Source organism: Stenotrophomonas sp. 2201_Sma, assembly GCF_056486685.1.
This window is the reverse complement of the sequence record NZ_CM151329.1, coordinates 2,297,880-2,317,911: the sequence shown is the minus strand read 5'-3', so window position 1 is coordinate 2,317,911 and position 20,032 is coordinate 2,297,880. Positions and strand designations below refer to the sequence as shown.

General features: G+C 60.3%; 20 protein-coding genes. 9 read left to right on the top strand and 11 right to left on the bottom strand.

Annotated features, from left to right (window positions below):
- Window positions 1–49: 49 nt before the first annotated feature.
- Both ACZLIF_RS10860 and ACZLIF_RS10855 read left to right on the top strand, forming a co-directional pair.
- A complete protein-coding gene (locus ACZLIF_RS10860) occupies window positions 50–970 on the top strand; it encodes a TIR domain-containing protein (RefSeq protein WP_095052052.1) in 921 nt (306 codons plus the stop codon).
- 2 nt (window positions 971–972) lie between these two features.
- Entirely contained in the window at window positions 973–1,674 is a 702-nt protein-coding gene (locus ACZLIF_RS10855; protein WP_197585661.1) for an adenylate/guanylate cyclase domain-containing protein, read from the top strand.
- A 168-nt stretch (window positions 1,675–1,842) separates the two neighbouring features.
- Here the strand turns inward: ACZLIF_RS10855 and ACZLIF_RS10850 are convergent, their stop codons facing one another.
- Window positions 1,843–3,807, bottom strand: a complete 1,965-nt coding sequence (locus ACZLIF_RS10850; RefSeq protein ID WP_024956865.1) for an AAA family ATPase — start codon at window positions 3,805–3,807, stop codon at window positions 1,843–1,845.
- Between the two features lie 101 nt (window positions 3,808–3,908).
- Window positions 3,909–4,985, bottom strand: coding sequence for a site-specific integrase (locus ACZLIF_RS10845; protein WP_049453654.1), 1,077 nt, complete (start codon window positions 4,983–4,985; stop codon window positions 3,909–3,911).
- A gap of 104 nt (window positions 4,986–5,089) precedes the next feature.
- On the opposite strand from ACZLIF_RS10845, the gene ACZLIF_RS10840 reads away from it, so the two are divergent.
- From ACZLIF_RS10840 to ACZLIF_RS10830, 3 genes are all read left to right on the top strand, one after another.
- Window positions 5,090–6,064, top strand: a complete 975-nt coding sequence (locus tag ACZLIF_RS10840; RefSeq protein WP_049402764.1) for a DNA-binding protein — start codon at window positions 5,090–5,092, stop codon at window positions 6,062–6,064.
- A 149-nt stretch (window positions 6,065–6,213) separates the two neighbouring features.
- Complete coding sequence (locus ACZLIF_RS10835) at window positions 6,214–6,819, top strand: hypothetical protein (RefSeq protein WP_033836002.1); 606 nt, start codon at window positions 6,214–6,216, stop codon at window positions 6,817–6,819.
- 234 nt (window positions 6,820–7,053) lie between these two features.
- The gene (locus ACZLIF_RS10830; protein ID WP_049402763.1) at window positions 7,054–8,082 is read left to right on the top strand and encodes a hypothetical protein; all 1,029 of its coding nucleotides are present in this window, start codon (window positions 7,054–7,056) and stop codon (window positions 8,080–8,082) included.
- Between the two features lie 589 nt (window positions 8,083–8,671).
- Here ACZLIF_RS10830 and ACZLIF_RS10825 read toward each other — a convergent pair.
- Window positions 8,672–9,295 carry a TetR/AcrR family transcriptional regulator gene (locus ACZLIF_RS10825; protein ID WP_208043166.1) on the bottom strand — a complete coding sequence of 208 codons (624 nt, stop codon included), beginning with the start codon at window positions 9,293–9,295 and terminating at the stop codon, window positions 8,672–8,674.
- Between the two features lie 5 nt (window positions 9,296–9,300).
- A complete protein-coding gene (locus ACZLIF_RS10820) occupies window positions 9,301–9,636 on the bottom strand; it encodes a hypothetical protein (protein WP_043033500.1) in 336 nt (111 codons plus the stop codon).
- A 26-nt stretch (window positions 9,637–9,662) separates the two neighbouring features.
- On the opposite strand from ACZLIF_RS10820, the gene ACZLIF_RS10815 reads away from it, so the two are divergent.
- Entirely contained in the window at window positions 9,663–10,016 is a 354-nt protein-coding gene (locus tag ACZLIF_RS10815) for a hypothetical protein (protein ID WP_043033501.1), read from the top strand.
- A 215-nt stretch (window positions 10,017–10,231) separates the two neighbouring features.
- Here ACZLIF_RS10815 and ACZLIF_RS10810 read toward each other — a convergent pair whose 3' ends face one another.
- The 3 genes from ACZLIF_RS10810 to ACZLIF_RS10800 all read right to left on the bottom strand — a co-directional run bounded on the left by ACZLIF_RS10810 (window position 10,232) and on the right by ACZLIF_RS10800 (window position 12,617).
- Window positions 10,232–11,281 carry an oxidoreductase gene (locus ACZLIF_RS10810; RefSeq protein ID WP_478461934.1) on the bottom strand — a complete coding sequence of 350 codons (1,050 nt, stop codon included), beginning with the start codon at window positions 11,279–11,281 and terminating at the stop codon, window positions 10,232–10,234.
- 121 nt (window positions 11,282–11,402) lie between these two features.
- The gene (locus ACZLIF_RS10805) at window positions 11,403–11,930 is read right to left on the bottom strand and encodes an SRPBCC family protein (protein ID WP_223224789.1); all 528 of its coding nucleotides are present in this window, start codon (window positions 11,928–11,930) and stop codon (window positions 11,403–11,405) included.
- A gap of 177 nt (window positions 11,931–12,107) precedes the next feature.
- Window positions 12,108–12,617 carry a lactoylglutathione lyase family protein gene (locus ACZLIF_RS10800; protein WP_033836000.1) on the bottom strand — a complete coding sequence of 170 codons (510 nt, stop codon included), beginning with the start codon at window positions 12,615–12,617 and terminating at the stop codon, window positions 12,108–12,110.
- Between the two features lie 93 nt (window positions 12,618–12,710).
- On the opposite strand from ACZLIF_RS10800, the gene ACZLIF_RS10795 reads away from it, so the two are divergent.
- Window positions 12,711–13,619 (top strand): LysR family transcriptional regulator, encoded by a 909-nt coding sequence (locus ACZLIF_RS10795; protein WP_033835999.1) that lies wholly within the window; start codon window positions 12,711–12,713, stop codon window positions 13,617–13,619.
- On the opposite strand, the gene ACZLIF_RS10790 is transcribed toward ACZLIF_RS10795, so the two are convergent.
- Entirely contained in the window at window positions 13,579–14,382 is an 804-nt protein-coding gene (locus ACZLIF_RS10790; RefSeq protein WP_043033503.1) for an AraC family transcriptional regulator, read from the bottom strand. The two genes, ACZLIF_RS10795 and ACZLIF_RS10790, sit on opposite strands and share 41 nt — an antisense overlap.
- Window positions 14,383–14,479: 97 nt before the next feature.
- Between ACZLIF_RS10790 and ACZLIF_RS10785 the strand changes: the two genes are divergently transcribed.
- Window positions 14,480–15,388 carry a DMT family transporter gene (locus ACZLIF_RS10785; protein WP_043033504.1) on the top strand — a complete coding sequence of 303 codons (909 nt, stop codon included), beginning with the start codon at window positions 14,480–14,482 and terminating at the stop codon, window positions 15,386–15,388.
- A gap of 123 nt (window positions 15,389–15,511) precedes the next feature.
- On the opposite strand, the gene ACZLIF_RS10780 is transcribed toward ACZLIF_RS10785, so the two are convergent.
- Complete coding sequence (locus ACZLIF_RS10780; protein ID WP_080334755.1) at window positions 15,512–15,886, bottom strand: helix-turn-helix domain-containing protein; 375 nt, start codon at window positions 15,884–15,886, stop codon at window positions 15,512–15,514.
- A 470-nt stretch (window positions 15,887–16,356) separates the two neighbouring features.
- The gene (locus ACZLIF_RS10775; RefSeq protein ID WP_043033505.1) at window positions 16,357–16,602 is read right to left on the bottom strand and encodes a helix-turn-helix domain-containing protein; all 246 of its coding nucleotides are present in this window, start codon (window positions 16,600–16,602) and stop codon (window positions 16,357–16,359) included.
- 94 nt (window positions 16,603–16,696) lie between these two features.
- On the opposite strand from ACZLIF_RS10775, the gene ACZLIF_RS10770 reads away from it, so the two are divergent.
- Complete coding sequence (locus tag ACZLIF_RS10770) at window positions 16,697–16,975, top strand: hypothetical protein (protein ID WP_033835997.1); 279 nt, start codon at window positions 16,697–16,699, stop codon at window positions 16,973–16,975.
- 43 nt (window positions 16,976–17,018) lie between these two features.
- Here ACZLIF_RS10770 and ACZLIF_RS10765 read toward each other — a convergent pair whose 3' ends face one another.
- Complete coding sequence (locus ACZLIF_RS10765; protein ID WP_043033507.1) at window positions 17,019–20,012, bottom strand: Tn3 family transposase; 2,994 nt, start codon at window positions 20,010–20,012, stop codon at window positions 17,019–17,021.
- Between the last annotated feature and the right edge of the window lie 20 nt (window positions 20,013–20,032).

Below are 20,032 nucleotides of genomic sequence, written 5' to 3'. Positions count from 1 at the left end.
CTCCTTTGGGCGTATATTGGGACCCAGTTCACACTTTCAAGGGGGCAGTATGGGGACTGGGATCGTCGAGCGCCTCGCGGCGGATGATGGCAGGCGACTGATCGCCGCCTTGGCTGAGTTCCGCCTGCTGGCCGGCTTGGACGCGGCCGCAGCCCAGCTGGCACAGGCCGGGGAATTGCTCGACGTGGGGACAGGGCAGGCCTTTATCACTCAGGACGCCCCAGAGACCGACGTTTTCTTCATTGTCTCCGGCTCCGTGGACGTGCTGGTCAACGGCAAAGTGGTTAATACCCGAAGGGCTGGGGACCACGTCGGCGAAATGGCAGCCATCGAACCGGCGCAACTGCGGGCGGCAACTGTTACTGCACGCGAGCCGACCGTAGTGCTAAAGGTGCCGGAAATCGATTTCAGCAGGATTGCGGATTCACACCCCGTCATCTGGCGGCGGCTGGCCGCGACCCTTTCGCGCCGTCTAAAAGAGCGCAATCACATGATTACCCAACCTCGCGGACAGGTCCGGGTCTTTGTGATGTCGTCGGTGGAGGCGCTCCCTGTCACGCGGTTGCTGGTACAGCACTTCGAGCACGACCCGTTCCTGACGGTGGTATGGGACCACGGGGTGTTCCGCGCCGCCAACTACACACTTGACGAGCTCGAGCGCCAGCTGGAACAGGCAGACTTTGCCATTGCCGTGGCCCACGCGGATGACATGGTCATCAGCCGCGGTGACGAGTGGCCTGTCATGCGCGACAACGTCGTCTTTGAACTGGGTATGTTCATTGGATTCCTGGGGCGTCGGCGCGCCTTCTTGATGGAGCCGCGCGAAGACAAGCTGAAGCTTCCCAGTGATCTCACGGGGCTCACGACCGTCCCCTACCGATACACCCCTGGCCCGGACGCCCGGGCTTTGATTGCACCGGCATGCGAACAAATTCGCTCCCGCATTCTCGAAGCTGGGCCGAGGGACTGACGGTGGCACTGCTGGAAGAGATGACGGCCGCCGTGCAGGCGATAGCACAAACCCGATGGTCTACACGGAGAGGTCAAGTTGTACCCGATCCAGAAGATCTGCGATTGGGCAATGACGCAGTGGAGTTTGATCGTGCCACTGTTTTGTACGCGGACCTGAACGGCTCAACGAATATGGTCGACACCGAAGCCTGGCAGTTGAGTGCAGAGATCTACAAAGCGTTCCTGCACTGTGCAGCGACGATCATCAGGAAAGAGGGCGGCAAGATCACCTCCTACGACGGAGATCGTTTCATGGGCATCTGGGTGGGTGACCGGCAAGCCACGCCGGCGGCTAAGGCCGGGTTGAAAATCAACTATGCGGTCAAGATGATCGTCATGCCAGCGTTGAAACAGCAGTACCCCGACTGGACAGGTACCGTGAGGCATGTCGTCGGAATCGACAGCAGCCCAATCCGAGCTGCTCGCACGGGCATTCGAGGCGGCAACGACATCGTCTGGGTTGGACGCGCGGCCAATCATGCGGCCAAGCTCACGGACCTGGACCTTGCCCCGTCAACCTGGATTACCGATGAGGTGTTCATCCGGTTGGCTGATGAGTTGAAGTACGGTGGAACGCCGCCGACTCTGATGTGGGAGGCGTTCCGCTGGAACCGGCAGGGTGGTCGCCGCATTCACGGATCAGACTGGGCTTGGCGCGTCTAAAGCGCCCTCTGCGGACCCGGCATTCGCAGGGCCAGCATGGCAGGGAAAGGGCGCACTGTTAGAGGCCGATTTCATGGCGCGGGAGTCAGGCAGCCGAGTCCTGCCCTCCGATGAGTGCGCGCCGGGAGAGGAACCCGCTGCCATTGCGGAGCTCTGGCAGAGGTTCATCTACGCACCGGCCCCTAGCGCCGCATTGATCTCAGCGAAGGCCTTCTCAAAGCGCTCCAGCGTTTCATTGATGGCCGTAGTTTCCGCGGCCAGCACGTGCTGATTCTGGATGAGCCAGTTGGCGGGAGTGAAATGATCCAGGGGCGGAACGGAAGCCCCCATGACATTAAACAGTGCTTCGGCCTGTTTGACCTGGCGCGTCAGGGCACCGTCTTGGCTGAACTGCCGGGCGGAAATTTGCCCTTTTCCCTTCAGACCGTAGGCACCGTTGAGGATGTCGGCGAAGACGGCGGGTGCGAAGAAGTCCTCAATGTCGCTCTCCGCCTTTCCGGTGAAATCCGTGGCTACCAAGACGCCGGAAGTCTTCATGATCTGAGACTCCCTCAGCCGCTGCACCTTGCCTTTATCGCCATTGCCGTAGTCACACAAGGCGACCATGTGGATGCCCTTGCCAGAGAAGAGCGAGGCGAACGATTGCACTTTGTCTATGCCGCCTGTGGGGCAGATCACCCACCGGCTGTCCAAGCCTTGGCGCTTGCGTTGCTTGAGCGCGTGCGATGCCGCCTGAAGATAGAGCACATCCGAAGGTCCTTCGACCAACAGGGTATGCGCTCCCACAAACAGGCTTTGGGTAACCTCGTAACCGAGATGGGCCTGAAGGGGGAACAGCGTGTCCTGATCGACGCTCAGGACGTCCGCGGAGACCTGTGTGCCCTTAACGGTGGGGCGGCGACGCTGGTCGTAGGTGACAACGTCCTCGACGACGCGAACGTCCGCAAGACGATCGGCCGGCACCATAAAGGGCGAGTGGGTGCTGTAGATGACCTGGTGGTCGGGGAGTAGACGCTCAATGATGTAGCGGAGCAGATCAGCTTGCGCCTTTCCATGTAGCGTCAATCCAGGCTCATCCAGAAGGATGATCGCACCGGGGTTCCTCTTTCGCATCTGCTTGAACTGCGACAGGAAGGAGAAGAACCAGACGAATCCGGCGCTGCGCTCAGACAGGGGCACCGAAACCTTGTGGTTGTCATTCCGAATGCGGATTTTGGCAACAGTCCCGCTATTGAAGGGGGCGGGATCCTCGGAGAGGCCTTGGGCAAGCGCTATCTCTACACTGAGCGCGTCGTTCTGACTCCAAAACTCGAAGATCTCATCGGTAATTTCATTGGAGGCGGCTTGGCAACGTGCGTTGAGCTCTTCCAGGCGTGTGCTGGACTGCAATTCGCTGACCGACGTCCCGGCGTACTCGAGGAAGTCGAGGAAAATCTGGTCACCCGGGGAGATCGTCGCGCCGCTTTGGGTGTCACGAGACAGCTTGTCCAGCGATATCTCCCCGGACATGCGATCAAAGTGAGAGGTATAGAAGAACGCCGGCATCCTTTTCTGCAGGATATCGATGGCCGCCAGCACTGGTTTCCCCTTGCGGAAGCCGCTGATGGACCGCTTGACCGCCTGCAATTGGTCAGACGGCTCGGGGTGCGCATCTATCTCGACCACGAGTCGATCCAGCAATATCTTGGAAAACTTCTCCCGCTCTTCGCCTGCCACACCGTGCTGGTCGAGCAGAAACGCGCGCACCACGTTGGGATCGACGTGAATGCTCCAAGTGCTGTGGCCACTGTAATCTGTCGTTACGTCAACGGTCGTACTACTTAACGCGCCGGCACCCAGGACGTCGGCGACCGCCTTTTGGTCTTCGTGGCTGAGCTCCCAGGTCAGGGTGGCAACCGGTGCGGGTTCGTCGTCGTGGCGTTCCTCATACCGCGTGAGGAAGCGGCGGGGGTAATCGCGCACCGTGTCGTAAGCAAACTGGTCGGCGATGGGACGGGTACCAAACAACGCCGTGAGAATTGCAGTCTTGCCCGCCTCGTTCTTACCGACCAAGCAGGTCAGCTCTCCGACATCGAACGTTCCGGAATCCTCTGCAGAACGGAAGTTTCGGATCCGTGCCTTGACTAGCTTCATGCTGCCCCCTGATTCCTGCCGTGGATGGTGCGCGTCTTGTGCAGGATAGGGCCCGAGCGGGGCACATTCAACGCGCACTGCTGGCCGCTCGGGCCGGAGGCTCAGTCCTCATCCATCAGGCGCGCGGCGGGGTTGCTGCCGACGCCGCCCTGCTGGAAATATCCGATCACGCTGGCCACGGAGCGGTGATCGGTCATCGCCATCAGCGCCGGCAGGGCCACCCCACGCCGCGCACCTTCGGTAACAAAGCCCGAGCGCAGGCTGTGGCCGGCAAAGTCCCCGTCCAGACCGGCCAACCGCGCCCGGTCCTTAACGATGGCGGCGACCGCCTTGCCGCTGAGCGCGCCGCCCAATGACCGTGGCCAGACGCGCCGGAACAGGGGGCCGTCGGTAATCTCGGCCACGTCCAGCCAGTCCTGCAGTGCGGTGGCTGCCTCTCCCAGGATGGGCTTGTCGGGGCTGCTGCCAACCACTGGCCCGGACTGCAAGGTTTTTCCGTGATCCAAGCGATAGGTGTAGCCGCCTTCGGGCAGTCGGGTGAGGTGATTCACCGTCGCCTCGGCGACTTCGCTGCGGCGGCGCCCGCCGCTAGCAAAGGCAAAGTAGAGCAGGGCGCGATCGCGCTTCCCCTTGAGCGAGGTGTCGCAGGTGGCCGCCATTGCGCGCAGATCTGCGGCTGACAGCGCGGTCTTCTTGGCCGGGCGCTCGCCTCGTTTGTGAGAAGCCCTGCGCCCCTTGGACAGTAGGGTCCTCACGGCGCGATCCTCGCAAGGGTTGTCTTGGCGGGCCTGCTTGTGGGCCGCCGACAAGACCGCCACCCGGTGGACCAGGCTGGAGAACGCCAGCGGCCCAGGCTTCTTCTTCAGGCCCGCATGCACCAAGGCACTATCCAAGTCTGCAGGCAGATCCCAACGAAGCCCCAAATCGCCTGAGCGCCCCATGTGATCCACGATGAACTGAACCACTGCCGCCGGGGGGACGGGTAGGGCGATGGGCCTGCCATAGCGCCCTTCGAACCAGCCCGCCCAATAGCGCAGGGCGCCGGCGTAGCTGCGAATGGTGTTAGGCGCTTCGGCCTCCTGCAGGATGTCTCGCACCGCTTCTGCGGCGGAAGTGGCCAGCCGCTCCGGAACCAGCCCCGAAACGAGTTCCCCTGACGCAGCAGTGATATTATTCATATGTACTATGTATTGTGCACTATGATTAGGTTGAGCTACATCTGATAAATATGCCTTATCAGACATGGCCTGCCAATTCTCACCGTTCCGCAGAAGGACACCCAATGGCCAAGGGCATCAGCGAACTGGATGTGCACCAGGCAGCGGACGACATCATCGCCGCCGGCGAACGTCCCACCGTCGAGCGAATCCGAGCCCACTTGGGCACCGGCTCGCCCAACACCGTCACGCGTTGGCTGGAGACCTGGTGGCAGACCGTAGGCTTTCGCCTGCGCCAGCGCGCCATTGAGGCGGCGGTTCCAGGCATCCCAGAGCGGGTAGCTCACCTGAGCCAGCGTTTGTGGCAGGCCGCGCTGCAGGATGCCGGCGAGCTCGCTCAGACCCAGCTGGAGTCGACCAGGCACGCACTGGAGGAACGCGAGCGCCTGCTGGAGGAGGACCGGGTGGCCCTGACGCTGGCGATTGAGGCCAGCCAGAAGCGCGAAAGGGAGGCTCAGGTCCAGACTCAGGCCGCCGCCACCACCGCGGAGCAGTTGGCGGCACAGGTCTCCCAGATGACGGCACAAGTACAAGACCTGCTGCGCCAACGCGATGGAGCCTATGGACGGGCGGAGCGACTCGAGCAGGAACTGGATGCCGTACGCCGCAGTCTGGGCGAGGCCGCGGCCGCTCACGAAGAAGAGAGGAGGGCGCTCCAGGCGCACGTCAGGGCAGTGGAGGATCGTGCCCATACGGAGGTTGACCGGCATCGCCAGGCGTTGCGGTCAGCCGAGCAGGAGTGGGGGCGGGAGCGCATGGCCTTGGCCACCTCATTGCGAGAGAGCGAGCAACAAGCCATTGCTGCTGCCAACCGCGAGCAACAGGCATTGCGCCGACTGGAAGGCGTGAACGCGCGGGCTGATGGCTTGGAGGCGCAGCTGACGTCACTGAAGGAAACCACTCGGCAAGTTACCGAGGCACTCCGACAAGGGAGAGCGAACACGGCAACGCCAAGCAGGCAAAGCAAGCCACGCCGCACCGCGCCCAGAAGAGTGGGCGAGCCGACACAAGAACCCAATAGCAGGAAATCTAAGACTTGAGGCCATCCATTCGATCAAGGCTTCTTTCCCCGAAAGACTTGGAGGACGTACACGCCCCCCCCCAAAGTTCATCCTCGACCGCGCCCGAGAGCACGGCGCGACAGGCCCCGTACGAACGGTAGAAACCAGCACGCCGGAGGAGGAACGCCATGAAGCAGGGAAGAACTGACAGAGATTGGGCGGTGGTCGCTGTGATGACCTTTGCCGCAGGAGCCGTCTTGACTTGGGCACTCATGAGCAAGCCGAGTCCCAAATCCGCCACGTTAGCGCTTGACTGGCCGGCGTGGGTGCAAGCGATCGGCAGCATCGCAGCCATCATCGCCGCGGGACTGATCCCCCTTTGGCACGCCAGAGTCAGGAGACGGGAGGTCACACAGTCCCTCATAGAGCTGATTTCCTATGCGCGATTTCCAGCGACACTGATGCTGGCGCAGTTCGAGGGAGGATTCGGCGGCCCCCGGCTGATCTTGGCGCATCTGACCCAGCTTCATAAGGCTTTCGATTCAGTCAACTATGTTGACGTGCCGAACCGATCCTTGGCGATTGCGCTGCAGCAATCAGCAACGGCTGTGAGTGCACTTAAGGAGATCCAGGAACTCTTTCTGAGAAAAGAAGAGATGAAAAAGGGGCGGGGGAGCGAGATCGTTAAAAAGTACCTGCTCATGCTCGATAGAGCCGTCGAAGAAGCAATCAAGGCAACCGGTCAGCGGCCTCGAGACTTCAACTACGACACAATCGTGCTGCCTAATGAATAGCCCATGCAAATGCTGTTCGTTACAACTACGCGGTAATAGTCACAAACCTCTCTCTAGTAATCCACTGCCGAGGGCTATCCGGCAAATCGTGCGGAGTCGGAGGGAGTAGCTGGCGTCTGAACGGGGGAACTCGCCTGGCGATGTAGCAGGGGCCTGGTGCACTGGACTGTAACAGAGCAGTTTCACTGTCACCGCGCCTTGTTACGGTAAAGAACCTCCGTTACATTCGCTGCTATGAACGACCTCGACGCCGCAGCCCGCTATCTTCAGGGTCTACTACCCGACATGGTCGGTGAGCTCGAGCCCTGGCCCAGCTCCAAGACGCGCGGCTTACCCCACTTCCTCGCCACCCTATTCGGCCTGGCCGAGCTTGACCTGCTCGGCCACAGGGTGCTGCTGGCCACCGTCCCGGCGCAGACGGAACCGTTGCCACCTTTGCGGCTGATCGCGCAGGTGCATCGATTGGCGGAAAAGGCCGGCTTGAGGGTCATTCTCGTGCTCTCCGGCGTTTCGCCCTACATTCGCTCCAAGCTCATCGAGTCTCGGGTGGATTTCGTTGTGCCTGGTAGCCAACTGTTCGCTCCGAGCTTCCTGATGAGCTTACGCGAGCGCGATTCGTCTCCAAGGGTGCTCACATCCGCTGGGGAGCGGTTGAGCCATCCGGCACAAGCGGTTCTGATCGCGGCCCTGTTGCGGCCCGACTTGGAGGAGCGCGGCATCCCTGGCAGCGTCCCGTGGGTGCCGCTCGACCTGGCGCGCGAGGCAGGCTACTCACGCATGACTGCCTCGCGGGTCGCCCGTGAACTGGTGGCGGCTAACCTCGTCAGCGCCCAGCGCGAGGGGCGGGAGACGAAGCTACGGTTCTTGAAAGCGCGCCGCTCCTTGTGGGCGGTCGCGCTGCCGCGGCTGCGCTCGCCGGTGCTGCGCACCACTTGCATCGGCAAAAGTGGCTTGGACATGCTGCTGGCCGATCATTGTCGTGCTGCGGGAGAAACCGGCCTGTCCGTTCTCACCGAACTGGCGGCGCCATCGCGTCCGATCGCTGCGATCGGACGAGACTGCTTCCGTCGGCATCCGGAGCCGGAATGGTTTCCCGTGGCCGGCGAGGGCTATGCAGACGTGCAGCATTGGGCGTACTCCACCCGCCTGGGTGGCGCGGGCACCGTCGTGGACCCGTTGTCGCTGTACCTGTCCTTGCAGGGACAGGGCGACCCGAGGCTGAACGGCGCGCTGCGGGACCTGCTCGATGAGGTCTTCGTCTGATCGCAGGCGCGCGGGAGCTCGGCGAGTGGTGCCTGAACTCCGGTACCAGTCCGCGGTCATCGGGGCCGTTGCGCTGGCCGTCGTAACGCAGGAAGCGAAGCGGCAAGTGGGGCCACGAAGGATCTGGAACGTGGTGCTGAGCGTGGAGGCGCTGACGCTTGCGTTCGGCCAGCGGTTCTCGGGGGGATATCGAGGCAGCGGCTACGAGGTGCGCCAGCCCTCGGACCGACACTCAACGTTCTATCGCTTCCGGCGGCCTGCGCCCAGAAACTGCAGGAGTGGCCGACGGGTCGTTTCGACCTGATCGTCTGCAGCGGGATGGACGACTAACCCGGGCCGGATGCCCTGCTCGAACTGCGTGACGGTGCGCATGGGGCGACGAAGGACGGTAGCCTGCTGGTGGCTTGCCAATGGCTGCCCATCCTTCAAGTAGCAATGCCTTGGGCGCATGCGCTGGCTAGGATTGTGCCGCGCTGAATCTGCTTCTGGCCGGCAGACGATCACCCTCGAAGTCGCAGGGCTAGGACAACTGATCTCAATCATGGAGGGATAGATGTGGCCTAACCCTTAACAACTCCGTGAGGGCGGCTTACATCGCATCCACAGTGATGCCATGAAGGATCATTGAAGCATGCTGGGACGCAAGTTTGTCCAGCGCAGGTGCATGCGGACTCGAGGTCCCGAACAGCTCGTGGAACAGCACACCCATTACGATCGGAGCCGTGATTGAAAAGGCCATGAGATTTGAGTCGCCGGCGCGGACGGTCCCCTTGGCCTGCGCCCGCTCGACAGCGCTTGCCACCAGCCGGATCATGCGAGATGCAACTTCGTCATGCCAGATCCTCGCAAGCTCAGGAAACATTCGGCTCTCCGATAGCACCATTCGCAATGCTGCAGACAAGCGGGCATCGCCACCTGATGAGACCGCTCGCTGGAGGAGCGTCGGGATTAGCTCCTCAATCGACCCGTCGAAGGTCGCCTGTGCCGTCTCAAGGCCTTCCAGATTTGTGGAGATCAACTGGCGCGCTGCGGCTCGAAACAGCTCTTCCTTGGTTTCAAAGTAGAGGTAGATCGTGCCCTTCGCGACTCGTGCGCGCTTCGCGATATCAGAGAGCTTTGCGGCAGCAAAGCCGTTCTCAAGGAAAACATCTACCGCAGCGTCTACAATCTCGAGCGGCCGCGCCTCCTTGCGACGACTCCACTTAGGTTGCATCTCGCTCACGTGCTCAATCTCTTGCCCATGCGGGAATCCCAATAGCGCTGCAGCTCGTCTAGGGACTGCGTTGGCTGTGCCAATCCCACCCAAGTGTCAGGCCGCAGAACGTAGACAGCGTCCTGCTGACGTCCAGCGCGGCCATGTTCTTCGTGCCAGGTAAACTCGCGAAGAGCCATGCCGCGGCTGTCGCACCAGCCCTTTAGTTCAGTACTGGCTCGTCCATAGACATGGACCTGCCAGCCGATTTGCTCTGAGATCGCGTAGTTGTCCTCACCACGCGTCTTCACCCAGGGCAGGCGATCGCCGCCTTCAATCTTTCCAGCCTTGCCCTGGCTCAAGGGGCTATGCGATCTACAGCATCATCATGATCAACGTTGTCTTCCACGTGATCCCGCTGATTCTCGGGGTCGGCTACGGCGCGGGAACGCTAACTGCGATCATCATCTTCATCCCCCTCTGCGCTTGGATGATCTACACATCCTTTGGCGCGGGTCGTATGAGCTATCGAGCACTAGCCCTTTTGGTTGGTGCGGGAGTGTTGTTCCATGCCCTACTCACTATTCCGATGATTCTCCTGCTGCAAGGTGCAATCTCAGAGACGTCCGTAGTCATGATTCAGGTAGCCAACCCCTTTGTGCTGATGGTCATCTTGTCGGCGGCGGAGCGCTCGCGCTTGAGCATGCCGGCAAGGCAGCGTCGGCCAAGTGCCTCTCGCTAGCTCGAGTCTTCTTCGGCGCCTAGTCAGACCTCCCATCCCGTCTCGCTCACGCAGCCGCTTCGGTGACCCCTGGCGGACAAGGCGGAGCAACTTTAATGGTGCCTGTCCCCGCCTGTGTTGAGGCGGGGTAGCAGCTTGCAATGGCGTTAGGGATTCTCGATGGGAGCCAGATCATTTGCCCCTATTGCTCGATGGAGGAGGGGGCTGGCTCGCTCCTATTGAGCCGACGCCTTGCCCGGGCCTTTGTATCTGCTCAGCCAATAGCTGTAAGGCGTGGGTAGCACGCTGGCTGGGAGCTCCTGGCCAAGCGCAATGGCCATTTGGTACGGATAGTGCGGATTGGATAGGTGGGCCCGCCCGATCATCACTAGGTCAACCTGACAGTCCGCTACAACGCGCTCGGCAGTCTGTGGATCATCGATGCACCAACCTGTGGCCACCGGAAGCCCAGTTTCATTAGCAAATCGCTCAGCAAGGGGTGCCAGGAACGCCTGTGTACCCCATGGGACGCGGCCACCAAGAGCACTGAAGCCAATGCTCACGTTGAGCAGATCAAGCCCCAACTCTCGCATTTCTTTGCCAATCTCAATGGAGTCGACCAGTGCTTGGCCATCGCGCGAGTTGTACTCCACAACTCCAAAGCGCGCGGTCAGCGGCAGATGCTCGGGCCAAACCTTACGGACGGCCGCCAATGTCTCCAGCAGGAAGCGTGCTCTGTTCTCCGCACTGCCACCGTAGCGATCCTCCCGCTTGTTGCTGTCGGGGCTGAAGAAGCTCTGCGCCAGATAGCCATGAGCGAAGTGAAGCTCCAGCCATTCAAATCCTGCAGCAAGCGCACGCTTGGCTGCAGCGACGAAATCCGCTTGAACGCGATGAATGTCCTCAACCGTCATCTCGTTGGGAACTCTATCGAGCGAGCCGCCAAAGGCGATCGGCGAGGGACCAAGGATCGCCCATCCTGCGGGATCATCGGCTGCGATGTGGTCATCGCCTTGCCATGGCCGATTTGCACTAGCCTTGCGCCCTGCGTGGCCGATCTGGATGCCAGCTACGGCACCGCCTTGCTTGATGGCAGAAGCGATGGCTGCCATTCCTGGAATTTGCTCATCACCCCACAGGCCAGCACATCCCGGGGTGATGCGTCCTTCCGGAGACACGGCGGTAGCCTCGACAATCACGAGCCCAGCGCCTCCGCGCGCAAGCGCGGCATAGTGGCTGAGATGCCAATCGTTGATACGGCCGTCCTCCGCACTGTACTGGCACATGGGCGGCACCGCGATACGATTCTTAAGAGTGACACCTTTGAGCTCGAATGGGCTAAACAGGGCAGACATAAACGGGGCTTTGGGGAGAGCAAGAGGAGCAAGCACGGGGATTTACTCCGGCTTAGGACGTTGACTTGGCGGCTCGAGCTGCTTCCACCAGGCCGTCCAGCCAATCCTGGTGACCATTGATCATTGGATTCGGCTTGGCCAGACGCAGGGCTTCTGCAGGCTGTCCCTTCTGCGTCTCCTGCGTGAGGATCCGCACTCGGCCACCATCAAGGTCTTCGACAATCCACGCATGATGAACGTCAAGTCGATCGGCAGACCCGGGCTCACCGGCCCAGCCATGCCAAGCGATCCGGCCCGGACCCTCGGAGGTAGGAGCCTCATGCTCGACGCATTGAGCCTCCACGGGGAAGCCAAAGGTTTCAAAGTAGAATCGATCCCCGTTTCGCAACAGAGGGCCGGCGCCATCGTGGAAGCGCACATTGGCTGAATTTCCGTAGTAGGTCGGCCACAGACGTGGCTCTTCAAGCAACGGCCAAACATCAGCTGCGGCAAGGCCGAGGACGATCAGCTCATTCGAGACAAAGTTTTCGGTGTAACCAGGAAGGTAGCCTTCCGGCCAACGAATGCCGTTCATTTTCATCATATGCTCCTTAGGGCTAGCGGCGCGGCTCGCCGATGAATCGTTAAAATTACGTTCGCCAGCTTCTAACTTGCAGACCTCTGACTTCTACAGCCGAGACACTTGCTCCGTACCGTCGTGTCTCAGTTTGGCGAGGACTGCCTGGCAGTCGAAAGCTGGCTGAGGGTGTGCGTGGAGCTAGACGTACGCGCCAGCTGAATACGTAAGCTCGTAGCTGTGGCTGTAGATCTCCAGGATGTTGCCCAGCGGATCCTCCATGTAAACCATCCGATAGGGCTTCTCCCCTGGGAAGTACTCTCGAACCGGCATTCGCTGCTTTCCACCAGCTGCCACAATCCGAGCGGCCAGGCCTTCAACGTCCGGATCCTGAATACAGAAGTGGAAGACGCCCGACTTCCAGTACTCGAAGTTGTTCGCGGGACGCTCGGCGTTATTGAACTGGAAGATTTCGACTCCAACCCGGTCACCAGTGGATAGATGTGCAATGCGGAAGCTGCCCCATCCAGGCCCAAACACATCCGTGCACATCACGCCAATTGCGCTTTCGTCTTCAGCAATCCTGGTCGGCGGCATGACGAGGTACCAGCCCAAGACTTCTGTATAGAAGGAAACCGCGGCATCGAGATCGGTAACAGACAGGCCGATGTGGGAGAAGGCGCGAGGGTAGGGAGGGGGTAGGGCAGGCACGGCACACCACTGAAGAGAGGGGTAGCCGCAAGATTAGACCCTGCAACTCAACCATGATCTGATCCATTTTTATCAGATTGATAAAATATTCTTATGCTGAATGAGCATTGGCTCCGATCCTTTCGGGCTATCGCAGAGGTCGGGAGCTTTACCAGGGCCGCAGGCCAGCTGCAGCTCACCCAGGCTGCGGTCAGTCAGCATGTACGTCATCTTGAGCAACAGCTGGGTGCCCTGTTTCTGCGCAGACCACGATTTATTGAGCTGACGCCGGCGGGAATGGCTCTATTGCAGTACTGCCAAGAGATGGATTCGGCCGATCGCCGGCTTCAAGCCAAGCTCGCGAGCGCGGACAGCGATCAGGGGGAGTTTGCGCTGATAACCCCCGGGAGTGTTGGCCTTGCTCTTTACCCGGTGTTGCTGGACTTCCAGCGCACCCATCCCGGCTTGATCATTCGTCATCGCTTCTCGCCGGACCCAGAAATCCTATCGGCGGTACTGGAGAAGAAGTACGAGGTGGGTCTACTTGCACTTCGGCCGGATGACCCTCGGCTGCGGGCTGAGCCCTTCACCGAGGAGGCGCTTGAGCTGGTAGTTCCGAGAGGTGCCTGCGCGGACAGCTGGGCGGATCTTCAAAAGTTGGGTTTCGTTGATCATCCAGATGGCCAGGCTATGGCCACCCGCCTTCTCGCCCGCAAGTTCCCAGGAAATCCAGGCGTACGCGCGCTTCCTATACACGGCTTCACCAATCAGGTTGCGCTCATCCTTGAGCCGGTATCGCTCGGGCTGGGATTCACTGTCATTCCGCGACACGCCCGTGAATCCTTCGCTCGGCAAGACGCAATTGAGGTGGTTGACTGTGGATCTCCGGTGGTTGACACCCTCTGGATGATCCATCGATCCGAATGGCCACTGTCTGGGCCAGCTAAATGGTTGACCCAACAGCTTCGAGGCCTGCCTCGATTCAGCGGGAGGAGGGCTCCACCTCTCGCTGGAGCGGACTGAGGCCCCTTCTATACTGGTCTGGGGTCCGGCCAGAGTGTCGCTTGAACATCTCACTGAAAGACGTTGAGTTTGCATAGCCCAGATCGTCTGCAATCTGCGTAATTGATCGGTCTGAACCCAAGGCATCAATTGCCCTCAGAAAACGAAGCCGACTGCGCCACTCTCCGAACCCCATCCCTAGCTCGCGCTTTGCCAAGCGCTCAAGTGATCGAACACTAATGTGGTGGCGCTCTGCGACCTCAAGTGCCGACGGAGAGTCCTGAAGGGAGGTCTCGGCATAGCTCAGAATCCGCTTTAGCACGTCACCGCTGGCCAGCGGCAGGAAGCTCGACATCACCGGCGCGGCCAGAATCAGGTCAAGGGCGACCGCGGAGAGTCGCCGGTCTTCTGGCTTAACGGCCTCGCCGATGTCACGACGGGCCAGTTCGTCCAAGATCTCCCTAAGCAACGAGCTAACCGCTAACGCAGTCGGAATGCTGGGCATCTGCGCCGACGCGCCGACCGAAAGGTATGCGGATCGATAAGCAACCGCACCACGGTTTCGGGATGAGTGGTGAACACCAGGCGGAATCCATATCGCATAGTGGGTAGGGGACACCATCCAGTCCTCGCCTACCTGTAACTCCATGACACCCTGCGCAACATAGTTGAACTGCCCCCACGGATGCACACGAGCATCCCAGTCGGAGGGAGGCAAAGTCCCTTGCCGAACGTAGATGTCTCCAGGGATGGAGCTGAACGAGGGGACGGGGTCCATTGCCATGTCGCATTCAAGATGAAGATTGGCGCAAATTATGGATGTAACGAAATTCCGCCAAGTCTACGCTACTGGCTGTTGATATCCAGTATCTGAGGATGCCATGTACTACCTGCTCCCCCTCCTGGCCTGCCTTCTCTGGGGCGCCAACACCATCGTTACAAAGCTCGCTGCAGGGACCGTCGGCCCGGTCGATATTAGCTTCTGGCGATGGCTTGCTGCGGCCATCATCTTGCTCCCATTCGCCCTGCCGCGCCTGAAGTCGAACCTAGCGGTCCTGAAAGCCAATTGGGCACGCTTCCTCGTGCTCGGTGCTTTGGGCGGTGTCATGTTCCAATGCCTGGCGTACTACGCCGCACATTTCACTTCTGCGACCAACATGGGCGTTATCCAGGCACTCATCCCGTTGATCGCTCTTGCCTTGTCGCGCATCTTCATGGGTCACGCAGTCCGCGGTGGCGCAGTGATTGGTTCGATCATCTCCTTGGTTGGGGTGATAGCGGTAGTGTCCCATGGTGACTTTGAAGCCTTGGTTTCCCATGGAATCAACAAAGGTGACGCCCTGATGCTGCTGGGCGCTTTGGCTTTTGCCACCTACAATTTGCTGATGCACAAGTGGCGCATTCCCGTAACGCTGATCGAATCCCTGTTTCTTCAAGCCATGTCTGCAACGATCCTGCTGCTACCTCTTTTCCTTGTCGCAGGCACTGGCGTCCAGGGTGGCGCAGCCATCGGCTGCATTGCATTCGCAGCAATCGGCGCTTCGATCATGGCACCGTTGGCATGGATGACCGGCCTGCATCGGCTGGGCTCTGCTCGCGTGGCCGGGTTCTTCAATCTCGTCCCGATCGTCACTGCATTGCTTGCGGTGGTGGTCCTCAAAGAGTCTCTGAGCACCTGGGTCGTGGGTGGCGGTTTGATGGCAGTATTTGGTGTGGTACTGGCGGAGTACGCAGCTCGCAAGAAGCCTGACGAGGTCATGGTCGTGGATGACACCTCGACCAAGCGCTGAAAGACAATTGCATAGCTGCAGTTCAAATGAAAACGGGCCGCTTGAGGCCCGTTCTCCTTGTTCGGGGAACGCTTCTTCGGCTAGCCAGGTTCAAAGGGCCCTCTCCTCAAGGTGAAGTTGCATCTAGACAGCGCTCTTCAGCTGAGTTGGGCACATGCCGGTTAGTCGGCGAAACATTGCAATAAAAGGGGAGGGGCCGCTATAGCCCAGCCGCTTGGCAACATCACCAACTTTGCAGTCGCTCTGGAGGAGAGGGAGGGACGCAGCAAGCTTCAGCCTCTGGCGCCACTCACAACATCCCAGGCCAGTAGCGGCAACCCAGCGTCTTGCAGGAGTCCGAGAGGATACGCCAGCAACTTCTGCCCATTGAACTAGTGACTGGCCACTTCCTGGATCGGCTTGTAGCGCATCGATGATGGGGGCTAACAAGCGCGAAAACGCCAAGAATGCGCGGCCAAAGCTTCTGTTCCGGTAACTCAGCGAATGACCGGGGATCACCCCAAAGCGGAAAGGCTAACAGTAGGAACCGGGGATGCTTCGCGGCCCAGCTGCGCATCTTGCGCTGCCGCCGCCAAGCGATAGCCTTTGCGTCTCGAAGCTTGTGTAGGGCGCAATCCTCCACGTCAGACAGTCGCGCCGAAAGGGTATAGGCCCCGCGACAAGCCCATCGGAGGCATTTAGGGGTTCGCTTTAGCGACCTGTGGAGCTGCTGTGGAGTGGGCCGGAGAAATGTCTTCACATCAACAACTGTAAAGACGTCGCTTCACCCGGATCTACACGAGGGTTCAGACCCCACGGTTCCACAAAACAGCCTAAAGTTTCGACCCGGCACGCCGAGGCCGATCTACGTCACGGATTTCCGGCAGGGCGTGCCCCTTCCATCCGGTTGGCCGTCTGTCACTGGCGTGTGCGCCTGGTCCCGACCGGCCGGCAAGAAGCGCGAACCTACCGCTACACCCTAAGGGGCTTTAGTCTTTGATTCGCTTCTCAAAGTTTGTGATCAACTTGCCCAGCGAAAGGCCTGTCAGGCGGGCGATATCTCTCAGCTCCACCACATCAACCCTTCTCTTGCCTGTTTCGACGTCGCTGATGAATGACTGGCTGCGGCCCAGCATGCTGGACACCTGGGCCTGGGTCAGACCGGCAGCTAGCCGCGCCTCGCGAACAGCCTCAATGAGGGCAGCGTACTCTTTTCGATGGATGGACTTCGACACGACCGCGCCTTGGCTGAGCGGCCTAGAAAGCTATATCCAGTTCTCCGATATCTAAAAACCAGATATTCTGTCTTCTTCATTGACAGGGGGACGCATGAGCGAACAGCCATACCGCTTCATCACCGCGGCCAGAAGCAGAGCAACACTGATCCTGGCAGCATCAGCACTGCTAGCTGCCTGCAGCGGTCCGACAGACAAGAAGATGGTTACGAATGGAACCCAGCAGCAATACCGGCAGTCAATTGACGCTATCGACGCGGAACTCAATGCCCACGAAAGAGCGGCCTTCAACTGGGCAGTCGCTGGGATGAACCTTGAAGAGGGTCGGCAGGGAATCATTACGTACAGGGCCAAAAGCTGCCTAAGCGACTGAATTTCAAAGTTGATTGCTCGTCTCTCGATCAGGTTCTCCCCATCTATGGGGTCTGTTCAAGCACCTTGGCTGTGTAGCTCAGCGGCGCCACTTCCCTTTCAAGATCCAGGTGGTAGTCGCCGAAGCGATTGATGTGGCTGGTCCGATAAGGCGACAGGCCGGCCAGGATCTCGGGCGTCAGTTCAATCCCCTCCTTCCTCATCTCGGCCAAGGTCCGGCTCATGCCTTCCACGTTGTGGAGGATGATCATGTTGGCCACCAGCTGGCTGTACTTGATGATCTTGCGCTGCTCGTGTTGGACGTTCTCAGCAATGATCCCCTGGCTGCCAAAGAACACCCATTTCACGAAGCCGTTGTATTCCTCGCTCTTGTTGGTGGCAGCATGGATCGTTTTGCGGATCTCATTGTCATCAATGTAGCGCAGCAAGAACAGCGTTCGAACGGCCTTGCCAAGTTCCCGGAAGGCGAAGTACAGCTTGTTCTTCCGGCTGTAGGTGCCCAGCCGGCGCAGGATCGAGGACGCGGTGATCTTGCCCAATCGGATTGAGATCACCACCCGCAGCATGTCGTGGAGATGGGTGGCGATCAGTTGCCAGTCGATGCTGTCCCCGAACAGTGCCTGGATGTTCTTATAAGCCCTACCCGGTTCGGGCCGAAAGAATGTCAGGTCCTTGATGTTCCGGATCCGGGGCATCAGCTGGATGCCCAGCATGTGGGCCAGGCCGAAGACCGGATAGCTTTGGGCCTGCGTGTCGCCATGGACGATCTCAGGCTGGATGTCGGAAGTGTTGGCCAACAGACCGTCGAGGATGTAGATGCCCTCGTGCACGCCACAGGGAATGAAGTGGCTGAACGGCGCTACGTATTTGTCGGACACGTGGCAGTAGCCGATGCCACCGTAGCCGCCGTAGCGGATGTGATACTCCGACAGCAGGTTGTCCTCGTAGACGCTCCACTTCGTGCCATCAGCTGATGCGCTCTTGCCGCTGCCCCAATAGCCAGGCAGGTCGAATCTGTTGTAGGTATTGATGACCTCCACGATGGCCTTCTCAAGCACATCCTCGGTCACGTATTTCAGGTTGAGCCAAGCGACTTGGCGCCGGCTGAAGCCCTTGATCGACCGCGCCGTCTGCGTCGGCCCCAGGTTGCAGCCATAGCAGAATAGCGTGGTGATCACACGTCGGGGCAGATCTTCGACCTGGCTCTCGGTGCCGGCGATCGGGCGGAAGAAACGGTGCAGATCCAGCCATTGGCTGGCATCGATCAGGACATCGACGATGCTGGATTCTGGAAGCCGTTCGGCGATGAGGCGATCCACCGTGGTAATCGCGCTGGAGACTTCGGCGCGTTGCCCCTTCCGCAGCACCAGGCGCCCATCCAGGATGTCCGCATGTACGTTCTCCGGGAAACGCGCGTCGACCTCATCGGCCAGGGAGGTCAGTTGTGCACGTAATCCCGCCACGAAAGACTCGGCGTCGGTGGGCAGGCCTGACACCTGGCCGTAGGCTTCCAGTTCCTGGGCCAAGGTGGCTTCATCGACCAGCTGCTCACGGTAGTCATCAAACCGTTCGCTGCTGGGAATGAAGAGATCTCCGGACTTCAGTTCGTCCTTGACCTGCACCAGCACGGCCAGCTCGAAGTACTTACGGTGCATCCAGCCGGCGCCGGCTGCACTGGCCCGCTTGCCGAACACGTGCTGACACCAGAGCTTGGACATCCAGTCAAAGTCCTTTTCCGGGTCCAAACCGAGGGAGGCGACCTCGATCAGCTCACGGCGCTGGTTGCGCAGCGAGAGCACCGCTGCGATCAGCGGCTCCATGCCGGCGTCGTGGCTGGTCGCCCGAAGTTTCATCAGCTCCAGCCCATTGAACAGCAGCGGCCTGACCGCGCCATAGGGCTGCAGCATGAAAGGCAGGTAGTTCTTCCCGGCGTAGGCCATATGTTCTTCGCATTCGGCCAGCAAGGTCGACACTTCCGCTTCCAGGCTGTTGTCGATGGCATCCACGCGCTGACTATCGCTGCCGTCTAGCTGATAGGCCTGCAGGATTTCCTTGAGCTGGCCGATGAGGAAGTCGGCCCGTTTGGCATGTTCGAGCTGGTAGGCCAGCAATTTCTGCTGGGCCGTGTTCTCCAGCCCGCGCACCTGCTTGATGAACAACTCGGCTGCATCATCCAGTGTCTTGGCATGCTGGGCGCGAATGAAGATGGTGGCCAGCGCATAGCGCTTGTCCGGAGCCAGTTCGGCCAGCTCGCTGGCGTCATAGGCCCGAGCCATTGCACGGAACTGCTTGAGCTTGGGCACCGGCACATCGATGGGAGGCAGCTGGTCGGCCAACTGCTGCAGCATGCGGATGTGCTGCAGGTAGAACCGAACTTCCTTGTTGGTGGGCCGGCCGGGCTCGCGCTTGAGTGATTGCCAGCCGGTGAACCTGGACCCTTCCGGTGCGCGCAGCAGTTCGTCGATGAGCGTGCGCGTGGCAGGCGTCAGCGCGTGGCTGATGCTGCGGTAGTAGCCCAGATTGACCCGCTCACGGGCGCCGATGGCGGCCAGCTCCAGAGTGCGGAAACCGGGCAGTTCGTAGCGATGGTGCACCAGCTCTTCGAGCAGGACGTTCACGATGTCCGGGATGGTGTGCTTGGTCTGGGCTGCTCCGGTGGCCACTGTGTCCAGCCAAGCCAAGCCCGATTTATCCAGGGGACGTACCCCGATGAATTGCCGAAGCTGCGGCATATGCCGGCGCTGGCTGCCGGAAGCGTCGTAGCGTTCGAGCTGGTCGGTGTCCAATACGCGCCCGAGTCGGGCGGCCTTGGCGATGTGCTTCCGGATCCGCTCGGGTACGTCGGCCAACAGCGTGAAGTAGCCCAAGCGTTGGAAGAGCTTGAGATGAATCAGTACCGCCAGCTGCGGACCCGGCTGGGTGGTCAGCTGCTTGGCGAATGCAATCTCAGCGGCGGTCGGGGTATAGATCTCCTCCAGTTCCTTGGCGGTGGGATCAGGCTTCAGTCGCGGGTAGGCGGTCTCGTGAAGGGTAGCCATTGGATCCGGAGGGTGTGAGG

Bases quoted from the DNA above. Each gene is read 5' to 3' on its own strand.
- ACZLIF_RS10770 (WP_033835997.1), top strand. From the start codon at position 16,697: ATGAGCGAACAGCCATACCGCTTCATCACCGCGGCCAGAAGCAGAGCA.
- ACZLIF_RS10845 (WP_049453654.1), bottom strand. From the start codon at position 4,985: ATGAATAATATCACTGCTGCGTCAGGGGAACTCGTTTCGGGGCTGGTT.
- ACZLIF_RS10815 (WP_043033501.1), top strand. From the start codon at position 9,663: ATGATCAACGTTGTCTTCCACGTGATCCCGCTGATTCTCGGGGTCGGC.
- ACZLIF_RS10825 (WP_208043166.1), bottom strand. From the start codon at position 9,295: ATGCAACCTAAGTGGAGTCGTCGCAAGGAGGCGCGGCCGCTCGAGATT.
- ACZLIF_RS10860 (WP_095052052.1), top strand. From the start codon at position 50: ATGGGGACTGGGATCGTCGAGCGCCTCGCGGCGGATGATGGCAGGCGA.
- ACZLIF_RS10850 (WP_024956865.1), bottom strand. From the start codon at position 3,807: ATGAAGCTAGTCAAGGCACGGATCCGAAACTTCCGTTCTGCAGAGGAT.
- ACZLIF_RS10795 (WP_033835999.1), top strand. From the start codon at position 12,711: ATGCTGAATGAGCATTGGCTCCGATCCTTTCGGGCTATCGCAGAGGTC.
- ACZLIF_RS10840 (WP_049402764.1), top strand. From the start codon at position 5,090: ATGGCCAAGGGCATCAGCGAACTGGATGTGCACCAGGCAGCGGACGAC.
- ACZLIF_RS10765 (WP_043033507.1), bottom strand. From the start codon at position 20,012: ATGGCTACCCTTCACGAGACCGCCTACCCGCGACTGAAGCCTGATCCC.
- ACZLIF_RS10835 (WP_033836002.1), top strand. From the start codon at position 6,214: ATGAAGCAGGGAAGAACTGACAGAGATTGGGCGGTGGTCGCTGTGATG.
- ACZLIF_RS10790 (WP_043033503.1), bottom strand. From the start codon at position 14,382: ATGGCAATGGACCCCGTCCCCTCGTTCAGCTCCATCCCTGGAGACATC.
- ACZLIF_RS10805 (WP_223224789.1), bottom strand. From the start codon at position 11,930: ATGAAAATGAACGGCATTCGTTGGCCGGAAGGCTACCTTCCTGGTTAC.
- ACZLIF_RS10810 (WP_478461934.1), bottom strand. From the start codon at position 11,281: ATGTGCCAGTACAGTGCGGAGGACGGCCGTATCAACGATTGGCATCTC.
- ACZLIF_RS10785 (WP_043033504.1), top strand. From the start codon at position 14,480: ATGTACTACCTGCTCCCCCTCCTGGCCTGCCTTCTCTGGGGCGCCAAC.
- ACZLIF_RS10830 (WP_049402763.1), top strand. From the start codon at position 7,054: ATGAACGACCTCGACGCCGCAGCCCGCTATCTTCAGGGTCTACTACCC.